Annotated in this window: 26 protein-coding genes; 13 read left to right on the top strand and 13 right to left on the bottom strand. The window is 53.7% G+C overall.

Annotation, left to right across the window (positions count from 1 at the left end; genetic code table 11):
* Nucleotides 1-36: 36 nt before the first annotated feature.
* The 4 genes from P1X16_RS08590 to P1X16_RS08575 form a co-directional block, all read right to left on the bottom strand.
* Nucleotides 37-864 carry an amidohydrolase family protein gene (locus P1X16_RS08590; RefSeq protein ID WP_277227529.1) on the bottom strand — a complete coding sequence of 276 codons (828 nt, stop codon included), beginning with the start codon at nt 862-864 and terminating at the stop codon, nt 37-39.
* Nucleotides 865-906: 42 nt separating this feature from the next.
* Nucleotides 907-2,163, bottom strand: coding sequence for an L-fucose:H+ symporter permease (gene fucP, locus P1X16_RS08585; RefSeq protein ID WP_277227528.1), 1,257 nt, complete (start codon nt 2,161-2,163; stop codon nt 907-909).
* 102 nt (nt 2,164-2,265) lie between these two features.
* Nucleotides 2,266-2,640, bottom strand: coding sequence for an L-rhamnose mutarotase (locus P1X16_RS08580; protein WP_277227527.1), 375 nt, complete (start codon nt 2,638-2,640; stop codon nt 2,266-2,268).
* 95 nt (nt 2,641-2,735) lie between these two features.
* Entirely contained in the window at nt 2,736-3,638 is a 903-nt protein-coding gene (locus P1X16_RS08575; protein WP_277227526.1) for an aldo/keto reductase, read from the bottom strand.
* 349 nt (nt 3,639-3,987) lie between these two features.
* Here P1X16_RS08575 and P1X16_RS08570 point away from each other — a divergent pair, with 349 nt between their 5' ends.
* The 3 genes from P1X16_RS08570 (at nt 3,988) to P1X16_RS08560 (ending at nt 7,269) form a co-directional block, all read left to right on the top strand.
* The gene (locus P1X16_RS08570) at nt 3,988-5,043 is read left to right on the top strand and encodes a LacI family DNA-binding transcriptional regulator (protein WP_277227525.1); all 1,056 of its coding nucleotides are present in this window, start codon (nt 3,988-3,990) and stop codon (nt 5,041-5,043) included.
* Nucleotides 5,044-5,270: 227 nt separating this feature from the next.
* Nucleotides 5,271-5,903 carry an LON peptidase substrate-binding domain-containing protein gene (locus P1X16_RS08565; RefSeq protein ID WP_277227524.1) on the top strand — a complete coding sequence of 211 codons (633 nt, stop codon included), beginning with the start codon at nt 5,271-5,273 and terminating at the stop codon, nt 5,901-5,903.
* Nucleotides 5,904-6,090: 187 nt separating this feature from the next.
* Nucleotides 6,091-7,269 carry a metallophosphoesterase gene (locus P1X16_RS08560; RefSeq protein WP_277227523.1) on the top strand — a complete coding sequence of 393 codons (1,179 nt, stop codon included), beginning with the start codon at nt 6,091-6,093 and terminating at the stop codon, nt 7,267-7,269.
* A gap of 91 nt (nt 7,270-7,360) precedes the next feature.
* Here the strand turns inward: P1X16_RS08560 and P1X16_RS08555 are convergent, their stop codons facing one another.
* Both P1X16_RS08555 and P1X16_RS08550 read right to left on the bottom strand, forming a co-directional pair.
* Complete coding sequence (locus tag P1X16_RS08555) at nt 7,361-8,275, bottom strand: diacylglycerol kinase family protein (RefSeq protein WP_277227522.1); 915 nt, start codon at nt 8,273-8,275, stop codon at nt 7,361-7,363.
* A gap of 81 nt (nt 8,276-8,356) precedes the next feature.
* Entirely contained in the window at nt 8,357-9,166 is an 810-nt protein-coding gene (locus tag P1X16_RS08550; protein WP_277227521.1) for a M48 family metallopeptidase, read from the bottom strand.
* A gap of 286 nt (nt 9,167-9,452) precedes the next feature.
* Here P1X16_RS08550 and P1X16_RS08545 point away from each other — a divergent pair, with 286 nt between their 5' ends.
* Nucleotides 9,453-9,647, top strand: coding sequence for a hypothetical protein (locus P1X16_RS08545; RefSeq protein ID WP_277227520.1), 195 nt, complete (start codon nt 9,453-9,455; stop codon nt 9,645-9,647).
* Nucleotides 9,648-9,742: 95 nt separating this feature from the next.
* Here the strand turns inward: P1X16_RS08545 and P1X16_RS08540 are convergent, their stop codons facing one another.
* The gene (locus tag P1X16_RS08540; protein ID WP_277227519.1) at nt 9,743-10,549 is read right to left on the bottom strand and encodes a murein L,D-transpeptidase catalytic domain family protein; all 807 of its coding nucleotides are present in this window, start codon (nt 10,547-10,549) and stop codon (nt 9,743-9,745) included.
* A 145-nt stretch (nt 10,550-10,694) separates the two neighbouring features.
* Here P1X16_RS08540 and P1X16_RS08535 point away from each other — a divergent pair, with 145 nt between their 5' ends.
* The gene (locus tag P1X16_RS08535) at nt 10,695-11,081 is read left to right on the top strand and encodes a hypothetical protein (RefSeq protein WP_277227518.1); all 387 of its coding nucleotides are present in this window, start codon (nt 10,695-10,697) and stop codon (nt 11,079-11,081) included.
* Nucleotides 11,082-11,287: 206 nt separating this feature from the next.
* Here the strand turns inward: P1X16_RS08535 and P1X16_RS08530 are convergent, their stop codons facing one another.
* Together P1X16_RS08530 and P1X16_RS08525 are read right to left on the bottom strand one after the other, a co-directional pair.
* On the bottom strand, nt 11,288-11,692 hold the full coding sequence (locus tag P1X16_RS08530; protein WP_277227517.1) for a hypothetical protein: 405 nt from the start codon (nt 11,690-11,692) through the stop codon (nt 11,288-11,290).
* Nucleotides 11,693-11,942: 250 nt separating this feature from the next.
* Entirely contained in the window at nt 11,943-12,413 is a 471-nt protein-coding gene (locus P1X16_RS08525; protein WP_277227516.1) for a DUF4199 domain-containing protein, read from the bottom strand.
* Nucleotides 12,414-13,143: 730 nt separating this feature from the next.
* Between P1X16_RS08525 and P1X16_RS08520 the strand changes: the two genes are divergently transcribed.
* Nucleotides 13,144-14,766 (top strand): ATP-binding cassette domain-containing protein, encoded by a 1,623-nt coding sequence (locus P1X16_RS08520; protein ID WP_277227515.1) that lies wholly within the window; start codon nt 13,144-13,146, stop codon nt 14,764-14,766.
* A gap of 16 nt (nt 14,767-14,782) precedes the next feature.
* Nucleotides 14,783-15,616, top strand: coding sequence for a hypothetical protein (locus P1X16_RS08515; RefSeq protein WP_277227514.1), 834 nt, complete (start codon nt 14,783-14,785; stop codon nt 15,614-15,616).
* A gap of 104 nt (nt 15,617-15,720) precedes the next feature.
* On the opposite strand, the gene P1X16_RS08510 is transcribed toward P1X16_RS08515, so the two are convergent.
* Nucleotides 15,721-15,891 (bottom strand): lmo0937 family membrane protein, encoded by a 171-nt coding sequence (locus P1X16_RS08510; RefSeq protein WP_022823051.1) that lies wholly within the window; start codon nt 15,889-15,891, stop codon nt 15,721-15,723.
* A 351-nt stretch (nt 15,892-16,242) separates the two neighbouring features.
* On the opposite strand from P1X16_RS08510, the gene P1X16_RS08505 reads away from it, so the two are divergent.
* On the top strand, nt 16,243-17,133 hold the full coding sequence (locus P1X16_RS08505) for a 3-hydroxybutyryl-CoA dehydrogenase (RefSeq protein WP_277227513.1): 891 nt from the start codon (nt 16,243-16,245) through the stop codon (nt 17,131-17,133).
* 326 nt (nt 17,134-17,459) lie between these two features.
* Entirely contained in the window at nt 17,460-17,999 is a 540-nt protein-coding gene (gene msrA, locus P1X16_RS08500) for a peptide-methionine (S)-S-oxide reductase MsrA (protein WP_277227512.1), read from the top strand.
* Between the two features lie 77 nt (nt 18,000-18,076).
* Here msrA and P1X16_RS08495 read toward each other — a convergent pair whose 3' ends face one another.
* Both P1X16_RS08495 and P1X16_RS08490 read right to left on the bottom strand, forming a co-directional pair.
* Nucleotides 18,077-18,871: a hypothetical protein gene (locus tag P1X16_RS08495; RefSeq protein ID WP_277227511.1), complete on the bottom strand. Its 795-nt coding sequence runs from the start codon at nt 18,869-18,871 to the stop codon at nt 18,077-18,079.
* A gap of 99 nt (nt 18,872-18,970) precedes the next feature.
* Entirely contained in the window at nt 18,971-19,795 is an 825-nt protein-coding gene (locus P1X16_RS08490) for a 2,3,4,5-tetrahydropyridine-2,6-dicarboxylate N-succinyltransferase (protein ID WP_277227510.1), read from the bottom strand.
* A gap of 142 nt (nt 19,796-19,937) precedes the next feature.
* Between P1X16_RS08490 and P1X16_RS08485 the strand changes: the two genes are divergently transcribed.
* From P1X16_RS08485 to mnmE, 4 genes are all read left to right on the top strand, one after another.
* On the top strand, nt 19,938-21,140 hold the full coding sequence (locus tag P1X16_RS08485; RefSeq protein WP_277227509.1) for a glycosyltransferase: 1,203 nt from the start codon (nt 19,938-19,940) through the stop codon (nt 21,138-21,140).
* Between the two features lie 105 nt (nt 21,141-21,245).
* Nucleotides 21,246-22,256, top strand: coding sequence for a beta-ketoacyl-ACP synthase III (locus tag P1X16_RS08480; protein WP_277227508.1), 1,011 nt, complete (start codon nt 21,246-21,248; stop codon nt 22,254-22,256).
* 117 nt (nt 22,257-22,373) lie between these two features.
* Nucleotides 22,374-23,039, top strand: coding sequence for a metal-dependent transcriptional regulator (locus P1X16_RS08475; RefSeq protein WP_277227507.1), 666 nt, complete (start codon nt 22,374-22,376; stop codon nt 23,037-23,039).
* Between the two features lie 157 nt (nt 23,040-23,196).
* Complete coding sequence (gene mnmE / locus P1X16_RS08470; protein WP_277227506.1) at nt 23,197-24,585, top strand: tRNA uridine-5-carboxymethylaminomethyl(34) synthesis GTPase MnmE; 1,389 nt, start codon at nt 23,197-23,199, stop codon at nt 24,583-24,585.
* A gap of 66 nt (nt 24,586-24,651) precedes the next feature.
* On the opposite strand, the gene P1X16_RS08465 is transcribed toward mnmE, so the two are convergent.
* On the bottom strand, nt 24,652-25,551 hold the full coding sequence (locus tag P1X16_RS08465; protein ID WP_277227505.1) for an aldo/keto reductase: 900 nt from the start codon (nt 25,549-25,551) through the stop codon (nt 24,652-24,654).
* Nucleotides 25,552-25,894 lie beyond the last annotated feature (343 nt).

Genomic DNA, 25,894 nt, shown 5'->3' with positions numbered 1-25,894 from the left:
GGCCGCTGAAGCGTTATTTATTGGCCGCAGCGTCCACTACAGCTTGTAAAAAGCCGCAGCATTTTCGCCCCAGAAAAGGGCTTGTTCGTGCGCGGAAAGGGTTGCCACGTACTGTTGCACCAAGCCCACTACCGCGTCGTAGCCACCGGCTACTTCGCACACCGGCCAATCGGACCCGAATAGCACCCGGGTTGGCCCGAACACCTCGAACACCACATCTAGGTAGGGTTGAAAATCTTGGGGCTGCCACGTTTGCCAATCGGCTTCCGTTACCATGCCTGACACTTTGCACCACACGTTTTCGTGGGCAGCGAGGGCACGCAGGTCTTTTTCCCAATCGCCCAGGTGCTTTGCCTTGATGTTGGGTTTGGCAATGTGGTCGAGCACGAAGGGCTGGTTGGGGAAGTTGGCCACTAATTCGCGGGCGTAACCGAGCTGGTCGGGGAAGATCAGCAGGTCGTAGGTGAAATTGTGCTGCTGAAGCGCGGCTATGCCGCGCTGAAAATTGGGCAGCAGCATCAGCGCCCGGTTCGCCTCGCCCTGCAACACATGGCGAAAACCCTTCATCTTGTCGAACTGGCTGTAGTAAGCAAGCCGCTCCCCCACGTTGTCGGCTTGCAAATCCACCCAGCCTACCATGCCTTTAATGAAGGTATACTGCGCGGCATTGGCTAGCTGAAACTCATTTTCCGTCTCCGATTGGTCGGACTGCACCAACACGCAGCCCGCAAAATTATTGCGGTCGAGCAGCGGCTTTAAATCAGTGGGGCCAAAACTGCGCTGAATAGCGCTCATCTCGCTGGTAATCCAGGCATCACGGACGGGGTCGTACTGCCAGAAATGCTGGTGCGCATCGATTCTCATGCTTGCTTGTATCTAGACTATACGGGTTTCAACCAGGCTAACTCAGTGCGCAGTAGACAGTTTGACTCTCTTTACCCAAAGGTTTTTGAGGGCGAAGTAAAACACCACCAGGAAGCACAGTGCGGGTACAACGTAGGCCACTTGAATAGAACTGGCGTCGGAAACGCGGCCCATGATGACGGGGAAGATGGCGCCGCCCACAATGGCCATAATCACCAAGGAAGACCCAACTTTGGTTTTGGCGCCTAAGCCGCGGATGCTGAGCGAGAAGATGGTTGGGAACATAATCGACATAAAGAACTCCACTCCCATCAGCGCATAAATCGAAAACATCCCCTTCAGCAACACCGCCAGCAGCACCAAAAAGAAATTGACGATGCTATAGATAGCCAACAGCCGCGACGCAGGAATACGAATATAGCTCATCAGGAAGGTGCCGATAAAGCGGCCAATCATGAAGCCCAGTAAGGCCCCCGCCAAGTACCGCGACGCCGACTTCTCGCCAATGCCTGCTACCTGCTGCGCAAACCTGATAAAGAAACTGCTCACGCATACTTGTGCGCCCACGTAGAAAAACTGCGCCAGCACGCCCAGCAGCAGGTTCTTTTCCTGGAAAATGGACCGGGACTCGCTTTCCCTGCTTTCTTCCTCCACTATTTCGGGTAGGCGGGTGAAGTACAGCAGCACGGCTACCAGCAGCACAATACCGCCAATGAGCAGGAACGGCACTTGCACCGAAGCGGCCTCGTTGTTGAGGTACGCATCGAGTTGGGGCCCCGACATGCCCGCTTCCTCGGCCTGCGTCAGCGTCTTGCCCGACAAAATGAACATACCGCCCAGAAACGGTGCCAACGTAGCCGCTAGCCCATTAAACGACTGTGCGAAATTGAGGCGCTGCGTGGCCCCTTCCGGGTCGCCGAGCACCGTGATGTACGGGTTAGCCGCCGTCTCAAGAAAAGTCAGACCGCAGGCAATAATGAAGAGGGCCGTCAGGAAAAAGGCGTACGAACGTGCCGCTGCCGCCGGATAAAATAGGAAGGCGCCCACCGAAAACAAGGACAGCCCCAGCAGGATGCCTCCCTTGTAGCCGAAGCGCTTCATGAACTGCCCCGCGGGCAAGGCCAGCAGAAAATACGCTATGTACGACGCCGAGTCGATGAAAGCAGACTGCGCATCCGTCAGTTGGCAAGCTTTCTTGAGGTGCGGAATCAGAATAGGATTCAAATTGAGCGCGAAGCCCCACAAAAAAAACAGCGACGTAATCAGGAAAACGGCAAACGTACTTTTTCGGGCGGTCATAGAGTGGGGTTTAGGAGGAAGCGCTGGTATCTTATTCTAAGGCCACACAAGCGGCCCAAACCGTACGCCGCAGCGCATGGCATATGCACCTGACAATTAAGCCTACTCGCCTAGCTTGTAGATTCTTTCCATAAGCTGCCACTTTTCGTTGGCGGTAGCCCCGGCAGAGGTCTGTTGGAATCGGGCGACGGTGGCCTCCCATTCGGTTTGCCGGGGTTTGGTAGCGAGGAGTTGCATGGCGTGGTCGTGGTCGAAGTCGGGCACTGTATCCATAATCATGAAAAGCTGGTCACCGAGCAGATAGATTTCCATGTCGAGGATGTCTACTTCGCGCATGCCCTGCGTGATTTCCGGCCAAACGCCGCCGCCGGCGTGCAGCTTTTTGTATTCACTGATTAGGTGAGCATCATCCTGCAGGCGGAGCGTTTTGTAATACCGCCTGCGGGGCGCGGAAGGCTGTTTTTCCAGGTAGTCCATGCGAGCAAGTTAACCCTTTGGCTAAGCTTGGAAAGCTATTGCCCCGATGCCAGCACAGCAGCTAGAGCCGGCGTGCTAGCAAAGCCGCCAAGAGCTCAGGAATTCTCCCAGGTCTCGCTTTGCACGGGTTCCAGAATCTGCATCACCTGCTGCAGCATGTCCGGGTCGAGGGGTTCTTCGGCCCAGCTAATGTTTTGCAGAATATTGGCGGGGCGTGCGGTGCTTACCAGCGTAGTGGCTATCTGCGGATTGCTAACCGCAAACTGAATGGCCAACTTCTCGATAGGATAACCATTTTGCTTGCAGAAGGCCGCTGCCAGCCCAGCATAATGCTTGAGTTGCTCGGATGCCGGGTGCCAGTCGGGCGCGCCACGCTCCGAAAGCATGCCCATGGCCAACGGCGAAGCGTTGATGACCCCTACCCCCTGCGCCTCGAAATAAGGCACGTAGTCGAGCAAGGTTTGGTCGTTGAGGCAATAGTGGCAGAAAGACAACACGGTTTCCACAGTGCCCGCCGGCACTTGCTCGATTACTTGTCGGAATTTCTCTAGCGGCAACCCCGTAATGCCAACGTGCTTTACCACGCCCATGGCTTTCAGAGAAGTAAGCGCTGGCAACGTTTCCTCGATAACCTGGTTTAAGTCGCTGAACTCGATGTCGTGCACATTAATCAAATCGATGTACTCAACGTGCAGCCGCGCCATGCTTTCCTCCACGCTCCGGATGGCCCGAGTGGCGCTGTAGTCCCAGCTCTTCACGCCGTCCTGACCGTAGCGGCCCACTTTCGTTGATAGGTAATACTTTTCGCGCGGTAGCTGCTGCAAGGCCTTACCGAGCACCTTTTCGGCTTTCAAGAAGCCGTAGTAAGGCGAGACGTCGATGAAGTTTATGCCCTTCTCAACGGCTGCACACACGGTATCAATGCCCTGCGTCTCGTCGATGTCGTGAAAGACGCCACCCAAGGACGACGCGCCCAAGCTCAAGCAGGAAACTTCCATTCCTGTGTTGCCTAACTTCCGGTACTGCATGGTGGTCGTGGGGATGAAAGGTGTAAGAAGCTAGATTTCATAGCCACCAAACCCGTGGTCTATCCGAGCAAAAGTAGACGCCTAAACCAGCCGCACAACCGATTGATTGTAAATACTTCCGCAAGGCTTTGCACAAAGCTTTGCACCACTCCTGCCTAGCTTCTCGACCAACAGCTGAGCAACCCGGCTTGGGTGTAGAGTTGGTTTTCGAAGCTCTTGCTGAGTCCATACTGCCAAGCCACTGACGCGCTTTTTAAGATGGGTATGCCCCTTGGTAATTGGGCAAACACTCGTTCAAGCAGGAACAGTAAATCTTGCTATGTTTGATTTTCTAAAGAACTTCTACATGAGCAAACGACACGTTTCATTGAAAACCCTAGCTCAGACTTTGAACGTGTCGATGTCTACGGTTTCCCGAGCCTTGCGGAATCACCCCGACATTGGGCCCGAAGTCACGCGGAAAGTGCAAGAACTGGCGCGCGAGCTGCAGTACACGCCCAACCCGCTTGCTATTGGCTTGCTGAAAGACAGGAGTAGCACCATCGGCGTTATCGTCCCCGATCTGGTTACCTACTTCTTTTCCTCCATCATCAGTGGCATCGAAAGCATGGCCAACGAGCACGGCTACCACATCGTAATTCGGTGCAGCTACGAGAGCTACGAAAAGGAAAAAGAGTGTCTGCAAGACCTATTGCGGTTGCGTGTCGACGGCATTGTCATGTGTCTGGCCCAGGAAACCCAAGACTACGCGCACTTCGATACGGTACTGAAATCGGAAACACCCCTCGTGTTTTTCGACCGAGTGTGCCGCCCCGACGAAGTAGCTACCGTGGTAGTCGACAACCAAGAGGCGGCGCGCCGCATTACGCGCCATTTCTTTGAGAGCGGCTACCGCCGCATAGCCCACATTGCGGGCCCGGCCCAGCTTAATATCACCCGCGAGCGAATAGAAGGCTACAAGCAAGGCCTGGCAGAATGCAACCTACCCTTCGATACAGACCTGCTGGTCCACTGCGACCTAAGCATAGCCAGCGCTACGGCGGCCACCCAGCGCCTGCTGGCCCTCAGTTCCCCACCCGATGCTATTTTTGGGGTTAATGATACGACGGCCTTCGCGGCCATGAAAGAAATTAAGCGCCAACACCTTCGCATACCGCAAGACATCGGTTTGGTTGGTTTCACTGACGAGTTTCACGCCACCGTAGTAGAACCCACGTTGACTTCGGTGATGCATCCTACCTATGAGATGGGCCGAGAAGCGGCCTTGCTTTTTCTGGCGCAAGTAGATGCGAAGGTTGCTATTACGCCCAGCCAATCAGTGTTAACCACGCAACTAGTTGTCCGGGAATCCTCTAGCATGATTCCCGTAGAGTAAGCTCTTGCAACTTGGCCGCTAGTAACTGAACTCCCAAAACAAACCGGCCTCTGTGGCATTACTTGATATAGAGTCGTCATTATATACCGCCGTGCCGGTGATGTTTTTGTTGGTAGCTTGCCTTGTTGACAAGTAGTCTTCTACCTTTCTGCAAGCTGCTACTCTCACCTCGCGCTTGCCTCGTCAGCGCCGCCACACGAAGCACCCAAACTGCCTTAATTGCCCGTATGCGCCAGCTTGCCTTATTTCCTTTGAACCTCGTTGTATTCCCCGGCGAGAAATTGAACCTGCACATCTTCGAGCCCCGCTACCGCCAGTTGGTGCGCGACTGTTTGAGCGAGGGCATTACGTTCGGCATTCCCCCTTTCCTGAATGAAGCGGTAAGCCAGCTAGGTACTGAAATGAAGCTTGTAGACGTAGAAAAAAACTACGCCAGCGGCGAAATGGATATCCGCACCAAGGCAGTAGGTGTGTTTCGGGTGGAAGAGTTTTATCGGCAGGTTCCGGGCAAGCTGTACGCCGGGGGGTTAGTGGAAGACCTTGCCGACGACGACCGCACGGATATTCTGCTGCAAAGGCGCATTTCCGAGCAGCTACAGCAACTCTATGATGTGCTTGGCCTGCGCAAGCTAATGCAGGAGTTACCCGCCAATTTCCGGGTGTATGACGTAGCGCATCACTTGGGTTTGAGCACCGAGCAGGAATATCAGTTACTAGAAGCGCTGACCGAGGCCGAACGGCAAGAAATTGTGTTGGAGCATCTGGAGCACATTCTGCCGGTGCTGCTGGAAACCGAGCGCCTGAAAGAGCGAGTCCGCCTGAATGGCCACTTCAAAAACCTAACTCCCCCCAACTTCTAAGAATTGAACCTGCGTATTAACTGCTAGGCAAAATAATAGTAGAGCCCAACAAGCAACTCGTCTGGAATAAGCAAACGCAAGCCACTGGTTTTCACGTATAGAGGCAGATACCGTTTATCTCCTTGCGTTGGCTGTTATCCCCTCTCTCCTTCTTTATGCAATAGTAGCAGCGGCTTTGCTTTCGGCTTTGTGGTTGCTGTTGCGCTACTGGCAGGAACGGCAGTATCGTCGCCGGCCCTACGTGGCACCTGTCCGCAACGACTGGTTGCTACATCAGCCCGACGCCACGAAAGCGCCGCAACACCGCGTGGCGCTGCTCGGCGACCCTGGCGCCGTGGCCACCGATGGCACCGACCCCATACTGCAACTCTTAGCCGATTGGCAGCAGGAAACTGGCCCCGCCGGTACCGTCGTCATCCTCGGCGACAATGTGTATCCGGTTGGCCTGCCCGCCTCTGACAGCCCTGGCCGGCCCGCCGCCGAGAAGCGCCTAAATACACTACTCGATGTACTGCGTACTTTTCCGGGCCGGGTGGTATTCTTGAGTGGCAACCACGACTGGAACAAGGGCCGCGCTGATGGCTACGCTTATCTGCTCAGGCAGGAAGCCTACATTGCCGAGCAGTTGCCATCGGCACTCTACTTGCCTCCTGGCGGGGTGCCCGGCCCAGTTACGGTGCAGCTGAGTGACGATGTGCTGCTGGTGGTGCTCAACACCCAATGGTGGGTGCAGAACGGTGCCCGCCCGGCATCCGACTCGAAAGAGCCGTTTCGCCAGTTGCAGCAACTTTTGAATGCCAATCGACACCAGCGCGTGTTGGTGGCTGGGCATCATCCCCTGTATTCCAATGCGTTGCACGGCGGCAAGTTCACAGCCAAGCAGCACGTTTTTCCGTTGACTACGGTCTATAAGCGGGCTTATCTGCCCTTGCCGCTGGTTGGGTCATTGCTGCCACTGTACCGCAAGGTGGTAGGCGCTGCCGAAGATATGGCCCACCCCCGCTACCGCAAGATGCGGCGGCGCTTGCTGCGGGTGCTCCATGAGTTTCCCAACATCATCTACGCCGCCGGCCACGACCATAACCTGCAATACTTTCACCGGTATGGCGGGCACTACTTGGTAAGCGGGGCCGGCAGCAAAACAGCCTTCGTTCAGAAAGGTGGAAACGCCACGTTTGTGCACGAGCACAAAGGCTTTTTCAGCATCGACTTCTACGAAAACGGCGAGGCGTGGCTACGCACCCTTGAGCCAAGCACCGACGAGAATACGTCGGAAGTGTTCCGTCAACGGCTGCTGCCCGGCCCGGTAGTAGCTTCGCCTGTAGTATCTACCGGCCTTATCAATGAGTCAATAGCTGGCGTATAAGGCTGTGGCCGGTTGTTGATTGAGTTGCCGTGCAGGACTAGCCTTGCAAAGAGTGTACAGTGCCTTCTGTTGCCAACAATGCAAGCATAGTTTACTCGTTGGGTACTGGCACTAGCACCCGCAGGCTATGGTGGTTTATTTTCACCTCTACTGGATTGGGCAGCACTTTGGGCTCGCCATCAATCTGCACTAGAATGTCCCTTTCTCCTGGCACCGATATACTCGCCCGACGGCAACACAACCGCCGGGTATAGACCGATGTATCGAAACCGCTGGTGTAAAGATCATAGAGGATGCCGGGAGCGGCAGCGTTAGGGAATGGCTCGATAAGGCAAATTTCAAATTTGCCATCGTCCATGTCACTGTTAGGGTTGATAACTACGTTGCTCCCGAACGTGTTGGCATTGGCAATAGTCAGCATAAAGGCCGCGCCGTCCCAGGTTTCCTCATCCGTTTCAATGTGGTAGGTAGCCGGTTCGTAGTTCAAAAACTCTTGGGTGGCAATGCGGATGTACGCTCCGGGCCCACGTGTGTCGCCTTGGTCGAAGCGCTCCACCACTACGGCGTTAAACCCAAGGTCGGCGAGGTGCGCAGAGAAGTGGCCTCCAACCTGTAGCGTGTCGATAACGCGCACCTGGTGGCGCCAGATAAGATCTAGCGCCTCCTGTGGGTCTTGTGGAATGCCTAAGTCTTTGGACAGCCCGTTGCCCGAACCAAGCGGTAAAATACCCAGTGCGGTTCCTTTATCTACCAAGGCTTCTGCTACTAAACTAACGGTACCATCACCGCCGGCCGCAAACACGGCATCATAGGCGTGCTTGCTCAGGTAGTCCTGCAGTTTAGCAAGGTCGTCGGTGCCGGTTGTGTGGTAGAAATTGGCCGTGCGGCCTCGCTCGGTGCAATACGTGGTTATGGTTTGCTCTAGGTCAGCCTTGTCGATGTCGCCGGAGATTGGGTTCAGCACAAACAACAGGTGGCGAAGCATGGTGGCAGTGGCGGCAGTCATCGAAGTGAAATTCGTGGAACGCCTGAAAGATACCTTTATATGGGTTCTTTTGGGGCTTTCGTAGCTTCTGATGGTTTCAGACTACGGCTTTAGGTTGCTTGGCATACCTTGGGGAAATTCAGCAGCAATTTCCTGCTCTAAATGCCCAATACGGTTTCCAGGGTTTGGGTGCGTGCTCAAAAACTCGGGTTGCCGTCCGCTGCCACCATTCTGCTCTAGTATCTGCATTACCTGGATCATAGCGCGTGGGTCGTAGCCAGCTTGCGGGGTGTAGTCAACGGCCAGTCTATCGGCTTCTAGCTCGTCGTTGCGGCCATAACGCAAAGTGAGCAGTTTGCCAACCATAGCCGCGGCCGCCGAAGCAGCCATGGTGCCGGGGCGGTCTGGGTCGTACATACCAATAGCGGCGGCTCCCGTCAGTCCCTGCGTCAACTTTGATTTCGCTATTTGCTCGGCAGAATGGCGCCCTACCACGTGGCCAATTTCGTGGGCCAATACCCCCGCTACTTGGCCTTCAGTAGTAAGATGCTTAAGCAAACCAGCCGTAATGAACACCTGGCCGCCTGGCAAGGCAAAGGCATTGATGGTATTTTCGTCGGCCAGTAGGTGAAACTGAAATTTGTAAGGGCTTTGGCTGGCTTTGGTACTGCGTACTATCTGCTGACCGATTTGCTCGACCCGGGCAGCGGCTTCACGGTTAGGGTGCAAACCGCCGTATTGCTGCGCCATTTGGGGGGCTGCTTGCAAGCCGAGGGCTATTTCCTGTTCGGCAGTCATGTCTACGTGTTGCACTTCGCCCGTTACTTCATTCACTGAGCGTTTGCAGTAGTACGTGACGAGGGTAAACCCTGCCATCAGCAGGGCAATGATATAGCGGAGGTTTCCTCTCATGGCAGTAGGTGGTAAAGGCAGGATCAAGAGTTGGCTTTTCAGATAGTGAAAGCCAGATGGGCTTGTAACGCGCCTTTTCTAGAAGAGTTACCGAGAACCGACGTAACGAAACACAAGTAATTGGCACATAGAGCTCAACTAATAAACTGACCAGCAAACTGTTGTGCTACATCTGGCATTTCTTCTTATAGTTATACGTTATAATTTATATACCTAAATCCGGAATATACCGTATCAGGCTTATTCTCCCTTTTCCCGTTTCACATCTATTCAACATTCCCTTCTTATGAATCAGAAACGCACCTTCGGTTCTCTGCTTACCATACTAGGTATTATTGGCATTATCTATGGCGCTCTTGGTTTTCTGCATGTAGCGGGCATAAGCCTAAGCAAAATCAACTCACTCGTTCCCTTCGGCGTTGGGCTGATTTTCTTCTTTGCTGGCATCAATCTGGTAAAAGCCACCGGCGACCGAGCTTAAGCAGATTACAAACCAGAAGCCCTGGCTTCGGCACTCAGCTACTATCGTAGTAGGCGAGTGCCGAAGCCAGGGCTTCTGGTTTGTGTGAGATTATACTAGCTACGAGCTAAACCTTGCCGTTGGGCAAAAGCCAGTAAGGCCGGATCGAGTTGTAGCCACCCCGACGTGTATCGTACTTGGCTTGGCCCGTGCGCATAAATAACGGTTCCGCCCTGTATGGCACGGATAATGGCCGAGCTTTGCTGCGCTGGTAGTGCTGGGCACCCCTGGCTCCGGCCTAGCCGGCCGTGCTGGCGCACAAATTCCTCGCTTACATAGTCGGCACCGTGTACCACTACTGCGCGGTTTGCGGCGTTGGTGTTATAACCTGGGTCTTGGCCGTGCAGTTTCAACGACAACCCGTGCTTACCTTGGTAGGTGCTGCCGGTAGTGTAGAAACCCAAGCTGCTCATCTCGGAGCCTTCCCGGTTCGAAAAAGTACGGGCCAGATCATCACCCGTATTTCTGCCGTGGGCAACCAACGAATGAAACAACACAGTCTGTTTCTTTAAATCAATTACCCACAGGCGCTTTTGCCGGCTAGGACGCTCGAAATCAATGATGGTTAGCACTTGGCGGCTCGGCGAAATTTGTCCGCGCTGGCTAAGGCTATAGTAGCCCATCAGGGCCTCGCGGTAAACGTTGACTGGCACTTTGTAATTTACCAGCTTCGCCTTCATGTAACTAGTTAGTACATATTGCTCGAAAGCAGCCATATACTGCGCCCGCCGTACCTCGATAGTAGGCTTGGGGGCTCCCCCCGTCCGCGAGCCAGCGGCAGCAGAGGAATGAGAATCAACAGATGAAAAAACAAAGCACGCAGTTAACAGTAGCGTGGTAAAGGCGGTTGTTATCTTGGTCATCGGCTAAGCTGTCGGACAAGAGCAAACAAGGTGGCATTTGCTACGAAATAGCAACGTCGGAATTACAATAATAGTACTTTAGCGCAACTTCTTATGTTGGCAGCAACCAATTTATAAAGCCAACCAGTTCCCTTCATCCTGCCTTATGTTGCTGTATCGTTTCTCTTTGTTGAGTGTTTGCCTGCTTTTAATTGCTGCCTGCGGCCGTTCTCGCCCCAATTTACCAGGCCTTGACAGTGCTACCTGGCGCCAAGATCCTTATGGCTGCCGCAACGTACGAGCCTCACAGGCCAAGGCATTTTTAAAGGCAAAAGAGCAGCTTTACGGGAGTACTACAGCTACTATTGAGGAGCTTCTAGGCCGCCCCGATGAGGAAGAATTAGCCGAGCAAACCGAGAAAACCTACTACTATTACCTTGTACCTGGGCCACAGTGTTCACCCAACCACCAGCGTTCTGCTGTCAATAGGCTAAGCATTCATTTCGGGGCTATTGGTACCGTAACGGAAGTACTGACCACGCAACCGCTTTAGATCAATAATATAATTTATTTTATACTACCCTATTCATTTAGCGGCATTCATGCGTACAGGCACGCCGCGCAACTGTGTTGTCTATATTCACCCTGTTCAACCAGTAAAGCAAAAGAGGCACCTCCTTTTCAGGAGGTGCCTCTTTATTTAGCAAAACTTAGCTGGCGAGCAGTTATCCTAATTGCAACGGAATGATGAGTAGCTGTTTAACCTACTCCGCCCTCGTTAGCATCAATTGTGCTACGAATATCATCGTGCTGTTCTTCGGTGCGCAAAGCACTTATTTGGCTAGGTGTAAGAATGCGGCGGCACTCGGCTTCGTACTGCGACTCCAGTTCGCTGATACGCGCCCGTTGTTCTACAATGTCGTCTTTGTACTGCCAGGTTATTTCGTCTAAGCGCGTTAGTCTGATTTGATTCACGGCGCGCAGTCGAATGTATTGTGCTTCGTTTAAATGCAGGCTATTGCACAGCTGGCGGGTTACTTCCCGCACCCGCACAATGGAAGGGTCATTGTTTCCGGGCAGTTCCCCATGGCGGTCTTGCTTTTGCGCGCTTGCAACGCCAGTCAAACCTATAAACAATAATAAGGTGATAAGTGATGATTTCATGGTGAAGAGCAAGCAATAGGTACAGGGATGAGTAGAAAAGGAGGCCGCTAGATAAGCTTGGTTAAAGCAAAGTCATATTTGCTACCTTTTATACAAATATATGTTACCAAAGTTACAGCAACAACAAATAAAACAATTATTTTATTTTAATATTCCAACTAACTATTAGAACCATCATACAATCTGGCTCATCACAAAAAAGGCCTGACTTTCAAATGAAAATCAGGCCTTCTAAATCTTTTGCTAATAGTTATTCAATTCCTTCTATTGGCTTATGATCAGGGCTTTTGAAGTACTGCATAGCTACCAGTGAGATGATGGCACCACCTAGGCTCCCCATCAGAATAATAGCGAGAAAAGCCATAAGCGCCGATAAGTCATAGCCAAACAAGTCGCGGGCGTGGCTTAGATCCAATACATCAGGCTTGATGGCGCTTGTTATAATAAAGAAAAAGCCCAATCCCAAGCTTGCCACAATAGCCGTAACAATACCGGTACCGAAGCCAGCTAGGTAAGGCATTCTGTCTTCTTTGACGCGTTTGAAATTGGCAATAGCCATGGAAATTCCTATCACCAGAATTATTAGGTTGAGGGCGCCGGCCCCCAGGTTATCGAAAAATCCTGCGAAGATGGCAATCAGGGTATACAAAATCAGGGCGCCAGCCGTGAGTAAGCCGAAGCGTACTCCGTTGGTTTCGGGGGTAATGCGGGTGTCATTCATAGCGGGTTCAGGTTGAAGTTGGAAGGGAGATCAAAGAAGACCATACAAGCCATGCCTGTTCTTGATCAGGCATTTACTTACAAGGTTACTTGCTTCTTAATACCGCATTTAGGGAGCTATAGTTGGGGTAAATGCTGTTTTTTTTGTTAGGCTTTACCCAGCTAAACACTTCTGCCTTTTTCATTCCAGGCGATTTTATACCATAGTATTAGTCCCGACTATCGAACTGCATCAACCCATGTGAGCACATAGGTGGCGCTTGTATGCTTGTCGGTGGGCACTAAGAAATTCATCGTCTAGCCTTTGGCAGTGCCTATTGGAGCCTTCGCTATACTCCCATGAAAGGCACCTATCGTTGTAGCCTGCCTATATAATACCCTATAACATATCGGGCGCCACAACAAATTGGAACATGTAGCTTGCTTGTCGTGTTGCAATAAACCGGGCTGAATACGCTGCCAAGCCAGTTTCGCACTGCGCCATGACGTAGAACCGATGGTATTGCTGATGCATCTGATTGGAACCTTCTTCTGTGGACTAGGCAAGCAGCCGCTGCTCTCCAGTTTATTCGCGCATCGTCAACCCAACGATTATCGTAAAGTCTTTAGTTATACAATCTTGCGTCTAAGCTAGCGAGCCTACATTTTGCGTATTTTTGCGCCCGATTACTTTTTTTACTGCCGAAGTCCTACTCGTTTCTTCCTTCGTTTCTCCGCCTTTCACCTAAGATATGATCAGCACCTCCAACGTCAGCTTGCGCTATGGCAAGCGTGTATTGTTTGAAGACGTTACTATCAAATTCATGCCTGGCAACGTGTATGGCCTTATTGGGGCCAACGGGGCTGGCAAATCAACTTTCCTGAAGATTCTATCCGGCGAGATTGAGCCTAACACGGGTTCCGTAACGATGCCACCAAACGCGCGCCTATCGGTGCTGCGTCAGGACCAGTTTGCTTACGACGCCCACCCGGTACTGCAAACCGTTATTCGCGGGCACGAGCGGCTGTGGAAGGTAATGGAGGAAAAAGACGCGCTGTACGCCAAGGCTGATTTCTCGGACGCCGACGGTGAGCGGGCCGCCGAGCTAGAAGGTGAGTTTGCCGACCTCGAAGGCTGGAACGCCGAGTACGAAGCCGCGGAATTGTTGTCGGGTCTTGGCATTGCTGAAGACAAGCACTACACCCTGATGGGCGACCTAGGCAGCTCCGACAAAGTACGCGTATTGCTAGCGCAAGCCTTGTTTGGCAACCCCGATGTACTGCTGCTCGACGAACCTACCAACGGCCTCGATGCCGAAACCGTGCTTTGGCTGGAGAACTTCCTCGACTCATTCCAGAACACTGTAATTGTAGTGAGCCACGACCGTCACTTCCTCGACGCCGTCTGCAACTACATGGCCGACCTCGACTTCTCGAAAATCACGATGTATCCTGGCAACTACTCGTTCTGGTACGAGAGCAGCCAGTTGGCTTTGCGCCAGCGCCAGGAAGTGAACAAGAAAACCGAAGACAAGCGCAAAGAACTGGAAGAGTTTGTGCGCCGCTTCTCAGCCAACGCTTCCAAGAGCAAACAGGCTACTTCGCGTCAGAAGCTGCTCCAGAAGCTTACGCTCGAAGAAATCAAGCCTAGCTCGCGCAAGTACCCCTACATTGCTTTCAAGCCTGAGCGCGAAGCCGGCAACCAGCTGCTGACCGTAGAAAACCTGAGCAAGAAGGTAGACGGCCAGGTGGTGTTCAGCAACGTATCGTTCTCGCTCGACAAGAAAGACAAAGTAGCTATTGTTGGGCGCGACGACCGGGCAGCTTCCCTCCTCTTCGATATTCTGTTCCAGCAGATCCGGCCCGATACCGGCGACTTCAAGTGGGGCACCACCATTACGCCTTCTTACTTCCCGAAAGAAAACTCCGAGTTCTTCGACACCGACCTGAACCTAGTGGACTGGCTGCGTCAGTACTCGACGGAAAAAGACGAGTCGTTCATCCGGGGCTTCTTGGGCCGGATGCTGTTCTCGGGTGAAGAGTCGCAGAAGAAGTCGAACGTGTTGAGCGGGGGCGAGAAAGTGCGCTGCATGCTTAGCAAGATGATGATGGAGTCGGGCAACGTGCTGGTTTTGGATGATCCAACCAACCATTTGGACCTGGAAAGTATCACTGCTTTGAATAACAGCTTAGGTGACTTCGGTGGCACGCTGCTGTTTGCTTCGCACGACTTACAATTCATTCAAACAGTGGCCAACCGCATCATAGAGCTTACGCCCGATGGCATCATCGACCGGCGCATGAGCTATGAGGAATACCTGGCGGATGAAAACGTAAAAGCGCTCCGCCAGCGCAAATACCAATTAGTTTCCTAATGCGTTACCATAAGGTATGAACGCTCTGCAACGTCCCCTATTCGCAATTTTCCTGGTTGGTACCGGGCTGTTGGCGGCTCCCGCTGCCTTCGCCCAGCGCACCGACAGCACCTCCACAGTAAAACCCCAGCTGAACACGGCGCCTCCTGGTGCTGCGCCGCGTCCAACTCCTGCTCCTACCACGCCGGCTCCGCGCCAGGAGGTGCCGGTACCCGTGCCACCACCCGCCAACGAGCCAATTCCGGCCCGCCCTTCTACCGACAGCCCATCGGGGTTGGAACTGCCAAACCGACCTGGCGTAGCTGCGCCACCGCCACCCTTGCGTAAGTACTTCTTATACACCAATTTTGGGCTTGGCTACAGCAGCAACCCATATAGCGGCGGTCAGTTCAGCGTTAGCTTGAGTCCGGCCATAGGCTATCGAGTCACTGAGAAGTTGGCCATAGGCCCTGGTATCAGCTATGCTTACAACAATATTTCGTTTCCTGAGGACTATCAAAGAGTTGGGCTACCAGGTAGCATAAGCTTGAATAGTGTAGGGTTGAAAGGATTCTTGCAATACATTGTTTACAAGGAGTTTTTCATTCACGCCGAATATGAGGTAACAAAAGCGCAGAGCTACGATATCTACGAAGATGCTAGTACTCTGCAATATCGAATAGTGAAAACCAACCGGACGATGAATACGCCTTTGCTTGGAGCTGGCTACCGCAGCCAGATTAGCCAGCGGGCAGCCTTCGACATTGTAGCGCTTTATAATTTCAACAATGGCTACGATGGGCAAGGATATCCTCTCTCACCTTATGGCCAGCCGGTTATTCGCTTCAGCTTCTTGTACGATATCAAATAGCCAATAGACTTGGCTTAAACACAAAAAAGCCTCCCGACGTATCGGGAGGCTTTTTTGTGTTTTTCAGACAATGGTTCAAGAGGCCATCAACCTCATTGCGGGAGTTATACTACCCGGCCGCCGCGAATAACACGCAGCAAAATGGCGATGATAGCAATAACCAGCAGAATGTGAATTAGGTTGTTGCCGGCCATACCAGCGCCTAAAACGCCGAAAAAGCCCAATGCCCAGATGAGAATGAGAACGACGGCGATGATGTACAATAGATTGCCCATGGTGGATGGAATTGATTGGAGAGTGGTGGAAAGGTAGGCTCCGGCTTTGCAAGGAGAAATTGCATGTTGTCAAGCTGGACTGCGGATTTGTACGCGGGGGGTCGAGAAAAGGATATATCGGGTTTAAAAAATCTTGTCTTTTTGTTGCTTGTTTCCCAAAAAACCGCGTTAGCGCAACCCTGACGCACTTTCGCTCGACAAAAAATTTTCTTGCGTTTCCCAAAACATTTACTCTTAGCTTCTGTTTTCGTGACCTTGCACGTGGTAGCCAGTGTTTTCAGATTAGCTTTGTCGTTGCCGGTTTAGCCCCGGCTCGTTACCTCTTCCCACCCCTCTCATACGTTTTGTAGCATGATGCATGTCGCCGTTATTGGCTCAGGTACTATGGGCAATGGCATTGCCCACGTCTTTGCTCAGCACGGATTTTCCGTCGCCCTTATCGACATCAACCAGTCGGCTCTCGACAAAGCCCTCCAAACCATCAGCAAAAACCTGAACCGTCAGGTAGCCAAGGGCACCCTTGCTGAAACCGAAAAAACGGCCACGCTTGAGCGCATCCAAACCCACACCAGCATTGCCGACGGCGTACGCGACGTGCAACTGGTAGTGGAAGCAGCCACCGAAAATGTGGACCTGAAACTGCAAATCTTCCGCGACCTTGATCAGCACGCACCGCAGGAGGCTATTTTGGCATCCAACACCTCGTCAATCTCCATCACCAAAATAGCGGCCGTTACCAAGCGTCCGGCCCAGGTGATTGGGATGCACTTCATGAACCCGGTGCCTGTCATGAAGCTGGTGGAAGTTATTCGGGGCTATGCCACCTCGGATGCCGTGACGGAGCAGATAATGGACCTTTCGCGCCAGCTCAGCAAAACGCCCACCGAAGTAAACGACTACCCTGGCTTCGTGGCCAACCGCATTCTGATGCCGATGATTAATGAAGCCATCATTAGCCTGTTTGAGGGCGTGGCTGGCGTCGAGGAAATTGACACGGTGATGAAACTAGGTATGGCGCACCCCATGGGACCCCTGCAACTAGCCGACTTCATTGGCTTGGATGTATGCTTGGCTATTCTGCGGGTGTTGCACGAAGGCCTTGGCAACCCGAAATACGCCCCCTGCCCACTGCTGGTTAACATGGTAATGGCCGGCAGATTGGGAGTGAAATCTGGTGAAGGCTTCTATAAGTACACAGCAGGCTCCAAGGAGCTAGTAGTAGCAGATCGGTTTCAGAAATAAGCACCTGCCGCTACCTGGGTAAGCAGGTAACACCTGGGGTCCGGGGTAAAGAATCTTTCTTTTCTTCGCGCTAAGCCTAGAATATAACGAGCCCTTGACGACTATACGAGCGTCAGGGGCTTGCTTATTTAGAGGTAAGTTTTTGTGAAAGGTCGAAGTGCTTGGTCGTACTGCCTTGCGCTGACCGCAGCAACCAGAACATTAAACTTTTCTGCTCTATATTCTCTTTTACTCGTATAGGCTACTTTTTAAGCTGAACTAGACGCTGGTTTGTCTGGTGAGGGCTTAAGCAAACACAAGCCTAAGTCAATAAGAATCTCAACTATATGGAACTCGCAACTTTTGGAGCCGGCTGCTTTTGGTGCGTCGAGGCTGTTTTTCAAGACCTTCAGGGCGTACAAAAGGTGGTGTCGGGCTACTCCAATGGCCGCATTGCCAGCCCTACCTACCGAGAAGTATGCAGCGGCCTAACCGGTCACGCCGAAGTAATTCAAATCACCTATGACCCCAAGGTGATTAGCTATGCCGAGTTGCTGGAGGTGTTCTGGAAAACCCACGATCCGACAACTCTTAACCGGCAAGGCAATGACACCGGCACGCAGTACCGCTCTGGCGTGTATTACCACAATGACGAGCAGCGCCGACTAGCTGAAGAATACAAGCAGAAGCTCAACGATGCCCAAGCTTTCGACAAGCCGATTGTCACGGAAATTGAGCCGCTGAAAAGCTTCTATCCGGCTGAAAACTATCACCAGAACTACTACAAGCAGAACGGCCACGAGCCTTATTGCCAATTTGTGGTTCGCCCCAAAGTGCAGAAGGTACAAGCCGTGTTCGGCGACAAACTGAAAAAAGCAACGGTATAATACCTGTTGCTTTTAATTGAAAAGCCCGCTTCAGTCAACTGAAGCGGGCTTTTTCTTGCCCTACATGGCAGCTACCACTAACTAAGTGTGATGGCAAAAGGGCCGTTTTCCTTGCCTAGGAAATAAAACATAGCCACTTTATCAACCACGCTGCGGGCCAGCGGTGAGCAGGAAGCATCCACCACCTGGCCGTTTTTGACCATGATGAAGCCGACTTCTTCGCCTGGCAACGCCCCATCGGGTCCGACGGCTGGAACGGGCGTCAGAAACTTATGTGGCACGATGCGGATATCCTCCTGAGCAGGCAGCTCCAAGGTTGGGTTGGGTTTGCGCGGCTTGAAACCGAAAGTTGGCGAATATGAAAAGTGCGGGTTGTGCACCCAGTCGCCGTTGAAGATGTAGTACTCATCGGTGCCAATGCGAATAAATTCGCGCACCGAGCAACGAACCGCAATACGTGGCGCGTCCGGATTTTGCAGCGCCTCGAGCAGCATCCGGGTCCGCGTTGGGTCGGGCACATCTACCAGGGGCTGCGTGAGGCGAGCATGCGCTACTATTTCGGCGCCGGCATATAAGTTGATCAACTGCTGGCGCCACTCGTGCAAGGTGCCTAGGCGCTTGGCTTCTGCCAACGAAACATCGGGCAGCGTATAGGTATAAGGGCCAGCCATTGCTACCCCATCGGGACCGTTGGCCACCGACCACTCCACGAGGTAGCAGGTTTGCTTGCGCCCATCCACCCACGGCAGTTCCGTGTTGTAGATTACTTTGGTCTGGATATCGGATGGGGCGGATTCCAGCTCGTTTGCCAGGTAGGTCCGGATTTCTTCCCGGGCTTCCGCGGCGGAAGCGGGACTGACTTTAAAGTTCATTAGATAAGTATCAAGTATTGAGCGGCCAGTAAGGTTGACAGCAGCACGCAAGATATTGTCTTGTTGCGTAAGTACATACTACTGGCCGCTCGATACTAGTTAAACGGCTACGTTGTGCTCACGCAAAGCGTCGTTGAGGCTGGTTTTCAGGTCGGTGCTCGGCTTGCGCTGACCAATGATGAGAGCGCAAGGCACGTGATACTCGCCGGCCGGAAACTGCTTGGGCAACGAACCCGGAATCACCACCGAGCGGGCCGGTACGTGGCCACGGTATTCCTTGGGCTCGGCGCCCGTCACGTCGATGATGCGGGTGCTGCCCGTGATGGTCACGCCAGCGCCAATAACGGCTTCCTTACCCACGAAGCAGCCTTCCACCAAAATGCTGCGCGAACCCACAAAAGCGCCGTCTTCTACAATTACGGGCGCAGCCTGCACCGGCTCCAATACGCCGCCAATACCTACGCCCCCGCTCAAGTGCACGCCAGCGCCAATCTGAGCGCACGAACCAACGGTAGCCCAGGTATCCACCATGGTTCCCTCGCCTACCCAGGCGCCAATGTTCACGTAGCTCGGCATCAGAATCACGCCCGATGCGAGGTAGGCGCCGTAGCGGGCCGTAGCGGGCGGCACCACCCGCACCCCCTGACCAGCATAGTCGGTCTTCAGGCGCATTTTGTCGCGGTACTCGAAAGGCGGCAACTCCAGCGTTTCCATCTGCTGAATGGGGAAGTACAGGATAACCGCCTTCTTCACCCAGTCATTCACCGTCCAGCCGCCTTCCTGGTCGTTGGCGGGCTGCGCTACGCGCAGACGCCCTTTGTCCAGCTCTTCGATAACGTGGTGAATGGCGTCGGTGGTGGCAGTTTGTGAAAGCAAGCTGCGGTCGGCCCAAGCCGCCTCAATGGTTTGTTGCAAATCGGTCATGAAAGTTGAATAGTTGGTTGTTTGGCTTCGGTTGTTGGCTGCTGATTGGTTGGGTTGCGGAGCGTGACCAGCTGACAACAGTTCAACAATCAGCAGCCCACAATCGACAATCAACCCCAAACTTACCATCTTCGCGGGCAAGATGCCGCCTCCAATTCATCCTTCCGGTTCGCCGATTCGCATTATTCTGCTGGCTTCGGTGCTCAAGCCCCTGGACGACACCCGGATGTACGGCAAATTTGCTTGCACTTTAGCTCGCCGGCCTGCCACCACTGTGCACGTAGCTGGTCGGCAGGCTTCCTCCGTACCCACAACGCCCGCCAACGTACATCTGCACACGCTGCTGACCGGTACACGCATGAGCTGGGCCCGTCTCGGGGCGCAGCGCCGATATTGGCAACTACTGCAGCGCCTTCGCCCCGACCTTGTGGTAGTGCACGCCCCGGAGCTGCTACCCCTTACGCTACTATGGCAGCGGCTAGCTCCCTACCGCCGGTTTCTGTACGACATCCGCGAGAATTATGCCCTCAACGTATCCACTCAGCGTGTTTATGGTGGCTTCACGCGTCGCTGGCTGGCCGCCGGGTTGCGGTGGGTGGAAGCCTGGGCCGCCCGCCACGCCGCCGGACTGATTTTGGCAGAAGAAAGCTATGCGCAGGAATTGCCGTTTTTAAAGGCGCTGCCACCCTCCCGCGTCGTAACGCTGGAAAACAAATACCAGCCAGCTGCCGGCGAGGTACCCCGCACCGAGCCGCGGCCTCTACCTGCTGTGCATGAACCCTTGCGGCTACTATACTCAGGCACCGTTTCCGAGCTGAACGGTATCCACCAAGCCTTGAAGCTAACCGAAGAACTGCATCATCAGCGGCCAGGCGGTGCCTTGCTGACAGTTATCGGCTTTTGCCAACAGCCCGATTTATTACGGACCTTACAGCAGTTGCAGCAGACGAATCCGCCCTGGCTTCGGCTACTCGTACACGGTGCTACGCCCGTAGCGCACAGCGCCATTGTGGCCGAAATCCAGCGGAGCCACGTGGGTCTTTTGTTGTACCAGCCACATCCTAGCTCGGAGCGTTGCCGGCCCACCAAGCTGTTTGAATACCTAGCGCATGGTCTGCCGATGCTTATTCCTTTTAACCCACTATGGGAGGCATACATCCGGCGCTATGAGGCAGGTTTGGTGGTTGATCTGCATTCGATACCCGAAGCTGCTACCAGCTTACTTGCCGTCACAGAGTTGCCCGCTACCACCAAGCCCGTCTTCTACCCAATAGGCATTCCAGATGACGCTTTTTGGGCTTCGGAAGGCATAAAATTAGGGCGTCTAGTGGATTCAATTGGGTAACTGCCGACCTTTGCCGCCCGTTTACAGAATTTGGCTGCGCGGTTTTATTACCTTCGGCACCCTTTTCGTCTCTTCTCTCTGTACTCTCCCAAAATTTCCCTTTCTATGTCCACTCTCCGCCATTCCGAAATTGCCGGTGTCGGCCACTATGTACCTAGCCGTGTAGTCACCAACGCCGACCTCACCCAACTCATGGAAACGACCGAGGAGTGGATCCAGGAGCGCACTGGTATTCAGGAGCGGCGATGGTTCGAGGAAGGCAAGGATACCACGGCCAACATGGGCGCTGCGGCGTCCCGTAAGGCACTGGAAGCCGCGGGCCTCACCCCCGACGATGTGCAGATGATTGTGTTTGCCACGCTCTCCCCCGACTACTTCTTCCCAGGCTCGGGCGTATTGCTGCAACGCGAACTAGGCATTCAGGCTCCTATCCCCGCTTTCGACGTCCGCAACCAATGTTCGGGCTTCGTATATGCCCTGAGCATGGCCGACCAGTTTGTGCGCACCGGTATGTATGATACGGTGTTGGTTGTAGGCTCGGAAATCCACTCGTCGGGTCTCGACAAAACTACCCGCGGCCGGGGCGTATCAGTTATTTTCGGCGACGGTGCCGGTGCTGCGGTGCTGCGGCCAAGTACGCGCGAAGGGCACGGCATCTTGAGCACCCATTTGCACGCCCAGGGCGAGTTTGCCGAGGAATTGATTGTGAAAGAGCCCGGCTCCAACCGCGAAGGCCGCGTAGATTACGCCGTAGCCAATGCTCTCGACATGTACCCCTACATGAACGGCCAGAACGTGTTCAAGCATGCGGTAGTTCGCTTCCCTCAGGTGATCAAAGAGGCTCTGGATCAGAACGGCTACCAACCCCAGGACATTGATTTGCTGATCCCCCACCAAGCCAACCTGCGCATCACGCAGTTTGTGCAGCAGAAAATGGGCCTCTCCGACGATAAGGTGTTCAGCAACATCCAGCGCTACGGCAACACCACCGCCGCCAGCGTGCCCATTGCTCTCAGCGAAGCTCTGCAGGAAGGCCGCATCCAACGTGGCGACTTAGTTTGCCTTGCCGCCTTTGGCTCCGGCTTCACTTGGGCTTCGGCGCTAATCAAATGGTAGCTTTCACCTAATATTTGCAATTACAATTAGCCGCTTGTCGTTGATTCCCTGTGCACCTCATCTATACGATGGGGTGCATGGGGCTTATCAGACGCTAGTTGATTGTTGAATAACCACATGCCGAGCTTCACCGAGGAAAACTATCTGAAAGCCATTTACAAGCTAGCCGAAGCCGCCCCTGGCTCCGAGGTTAGTACCAATGGTATTGCGGAGGCGCTACAGACGCGGGCTGCCTCCGTGACGGATATGTTGCGCCGGCTTGGGGAGAAAGGGCTGCTGCACTATCAGCGCTACCGCGGTGTGTCGCTTACACCCGAGGGCCGGCAGTTGGCCTTGCTCACTATCCGCAAACACCGGTTATGGGAAGTGTTTCTGGTGCAGAAGCTAGGCTTCAATTGGGACGAGGTACACGACGTAGCCGAGCAGATGGAACACATCCACTCGCCGCTGCTTGTTCGCCGCCTCGACGAGTTCCTTGGCTTCCCCCGCCTCGACCCGCACGGTGACCCTATCCCCACCGAAGATGGTGCCGTACTACGTCCCCAAAACCGCCTCGTCGCCGACCTTGCCCCCGGTGACCATGGCTGCCTTATGGCCGTGAAAAACACCTCACCCGCCTTTCTGCAGTACCTCGACAAGGTAGGTTTGAAGCTTGGTTCTGATATTGAAGTACTAGATAAAATAGAGTTCGATAATTCATTAGAAATCAGGATAAACAGTACAGCCGTTCTAATGCTTTCTCCTGAGGTTGGGCGTAATTTATTCGTAGCTGATCAGGCATAGCTTTCACTCGTTTGTACTAATCTGAACTCTATCTTTTTCGCACAAAGACCAAGGAAATAGGTGCAGCAAGCAGCACTCGAAGTCATGCTGATAGATCTCAACGCTGCCCGACCCGCCCACCTTGCGTACCTTTGCGGCCCATACAACTACCCCGTCTGTGGCTGCTCTTCCCCCCGCACTTTCCGATACTATTGTTGCCCTTTCCACGCCTCCTGGCGCGGGCGCCATTGCCCTGGTGCGCCTTTCGGGCCGGGATGCCATTCGTTTGGTGGCTGATGTTTTCACGGGCAAGCGCCTGCTCGACCAACCCAGCCATACGCTCCATTTCGGCACCATCCGCGACGAAGGCCGCATCCTCGATGAGGTAGTAGTGTCCTTGTTCCGGGCTCCGAACTCCTATACCCGCGAAGACGTGGTGGAAATCAGCTGCCACGGCTCCGATTACATCGTGCAGCAGTTGCTGTTGCTATTCACGCGCCACGGAGCCCGCCTAGCGGAAGCCGGCGAGTTTACCAAGCGTGCTTTCCTCAACGGCGCCTTCGACCTAGCCCAGGCCGAAGCCGTAGCCGACCTGATTGCCGCTGATTCTCAACTGTCGCACCAAGTGGCCATGCAGCAAATGCGTGGCGGCTTCTCGCGCGAACTGAAAGACCTCCGGGCCCGACTAGTACAGTTTGCTGCCTTGCTGGAGTTGGAACTCGACTTCGGGGAGGAAGATGTAGAGTTTGCTGACCGGAGCGGATTGCTAGCCCTACTCGAAGAAGTTCGGACGCTGGTACGCCGGTTGCTGCGCTCCTTTGAGCTCGGCAATGTTATCAAGAACGGCGTCACCACGGTAATTGCCGGGCGGCCCAACGCCGGCAAAAGCACCCTCCTCAATGCCCTGCTCAACGAGGAACGTGCCATTGTTTCCAGCGTAGCCGGCACCACCCGCGACATGATCGAAGATGAAGTAAGCCTCGACGGCATCCGCTTCCGCTTCGTGGATACGGCCGGCCTCCGCGACACCACCGACGTAGTAGAATCTATCGGGGTAGAACGCACTTTGCAGCGGGTTAAGCAGGCCGCATTGGTTATATATCTGTTTGATTTAACGGAAACTACTCCTGCGGAACTTCAAGCAGAGATTGAGGCACTCAACTTGCCTGCTGCCACGCCCGTCTTGGCTGTTGGCAACAAGCTCGATGTAGCTTCCGACCAACAACTGGCCGTCTTCCGGTCCCGTCCCGATACCGCACTAATTGCTGCCAGTCGCGGCGACGGCCTCGATGAGCTTCGTCAGCTCTTACTAGCCCAGGTGCGCAGCGAAGGCCTCGACCGCACCGGCAGCAGCACCATCGTCACGAATCTGCGTCACGCTCGCAGCCTCGATGCCGCTGCCCAGGCCTTGGACGCCGTGTTGGCTGGCCTAACTGCCGGCACCGGTACCGAGTTGCTCGCCGCCGACTTACGCCACGCCTTAGCTGCCCTAGGCGAGATAACCGGCGAAATATCTTCCGACGATTTGTTGACCAGCATTTTCACCCAGTTCTGCATTGGCAAGTAGCGCAGCAGCAAGGCAAGAAGTTGAAAGAGCATCCATAAGTACCTTACTACTCTTTGTCTTCCTCTCTTACCGATGCTGCTCGTAGGTATTGGGGGCTATAGCTTGCTGAAGCATTTCGACTTCACCACTGGTTAAGGGGGATGCGGCAGCTATCTGCACTGCATCGGAGAGTTGCTGTTCCGTACGAATTCCTAGCACCGCCGAGGTCACAGCCGGGTGATGCAGCACAAAGCGGGCAGCTACTTCGGCCGCTGAGCGTTGGGTGGTAGCATCTACTTGTTGCACTGCTGCCGCGGCTTGGGCTACTTCTTGCTCCGAATAGTTCAGGTAGTTTTTTGCGGCTTTGTTTACCAGAAGCCCCTGCGCAAAACTACCCCGAGCTAATACGGCTACGTTATGGTCTTGCAGTAAATCCAAGCAGCTTTCCTCGGGACGCCGGTCGAGCAGGCTATACTGCATCATCACGCTGCCAATACGAGAGCGTTGTACGTACTCGCGAATCACGTTGGGCCGGATAGAGGAAATACCGTACGCCCGGATTTTGCCTTGCTGCTTCAGCAACTCAAACGCTTCAATGATGCCGTCGATGGGGTCTTCGAGAGTGCCGCCGTGTAGTTGGTACAGGTCGATGTAGTCGGTTTCGAGGCGACGGAGGCTGTGCTCCACAGCTTGCAGCAGATAGTCATTGGTAGGCACCCAATCCCAGCCGCTACCATCTGGCCGCCATGCGTTGCCCACTTTCGTGGCAATAACCACCTCGCTGCGTCGGCCTTTAAACGCTTTGCCGACTGTCACCTCGTTTTCCCCTTTTTGATATAAGTCGGCAGTATCAAAGAGCGTAATACCCTGATCCAACGCTTGGTGCAGTAGAATACGGTTGGCCGCGTGATCGGTGCCAAGCGACATACAGCCGAAACTAATTTCGCTGACTTGCAGGCCGGTTTTTCCGAGTGAGTTGTACTTCATGAAAACTACAGTTGATGGCAAGTAGCTTGATACTCTCTTAGAAAGTACAGAGTTATTACCGTATGCCGAAACGGCCTATTGTGAAATCTGAAACGCAACGAAGCCACTTACAACTGCAAGCACTTCCAATGCTTGAAAACCAGCTAGGTCGTTCCTTGGTTGTTATGCATCTAGAGAGGCCACCGGTTTACATAGCCCGGCTCTCAACTCTACTGCCTGCCAAGAATTGGTTGTTATCTAATGCTTCAATGCTCTCGAACAGTGTGCTTGAAAGGCAGAAAGTTAAAGCCAGGTTAATGCGCAGAACCCAAGCGCGAATTTTCGCCGATTTATTGTCGAAAAA

The sequence above is a fragment of the Hymenobacter sp. YC55 genome (assembly GCF_029433095.1).
GTDB lineage: Bacteria > Bacteroidota > Bacteroidia > Cytophagales > Hymenobacteraceae > Hymenobacter.
The sequence above is the reverse complement of the archived record's forward strand: the minus strand, read 5'-3'. Positions and strand labels throughout refer to the sequence as shown.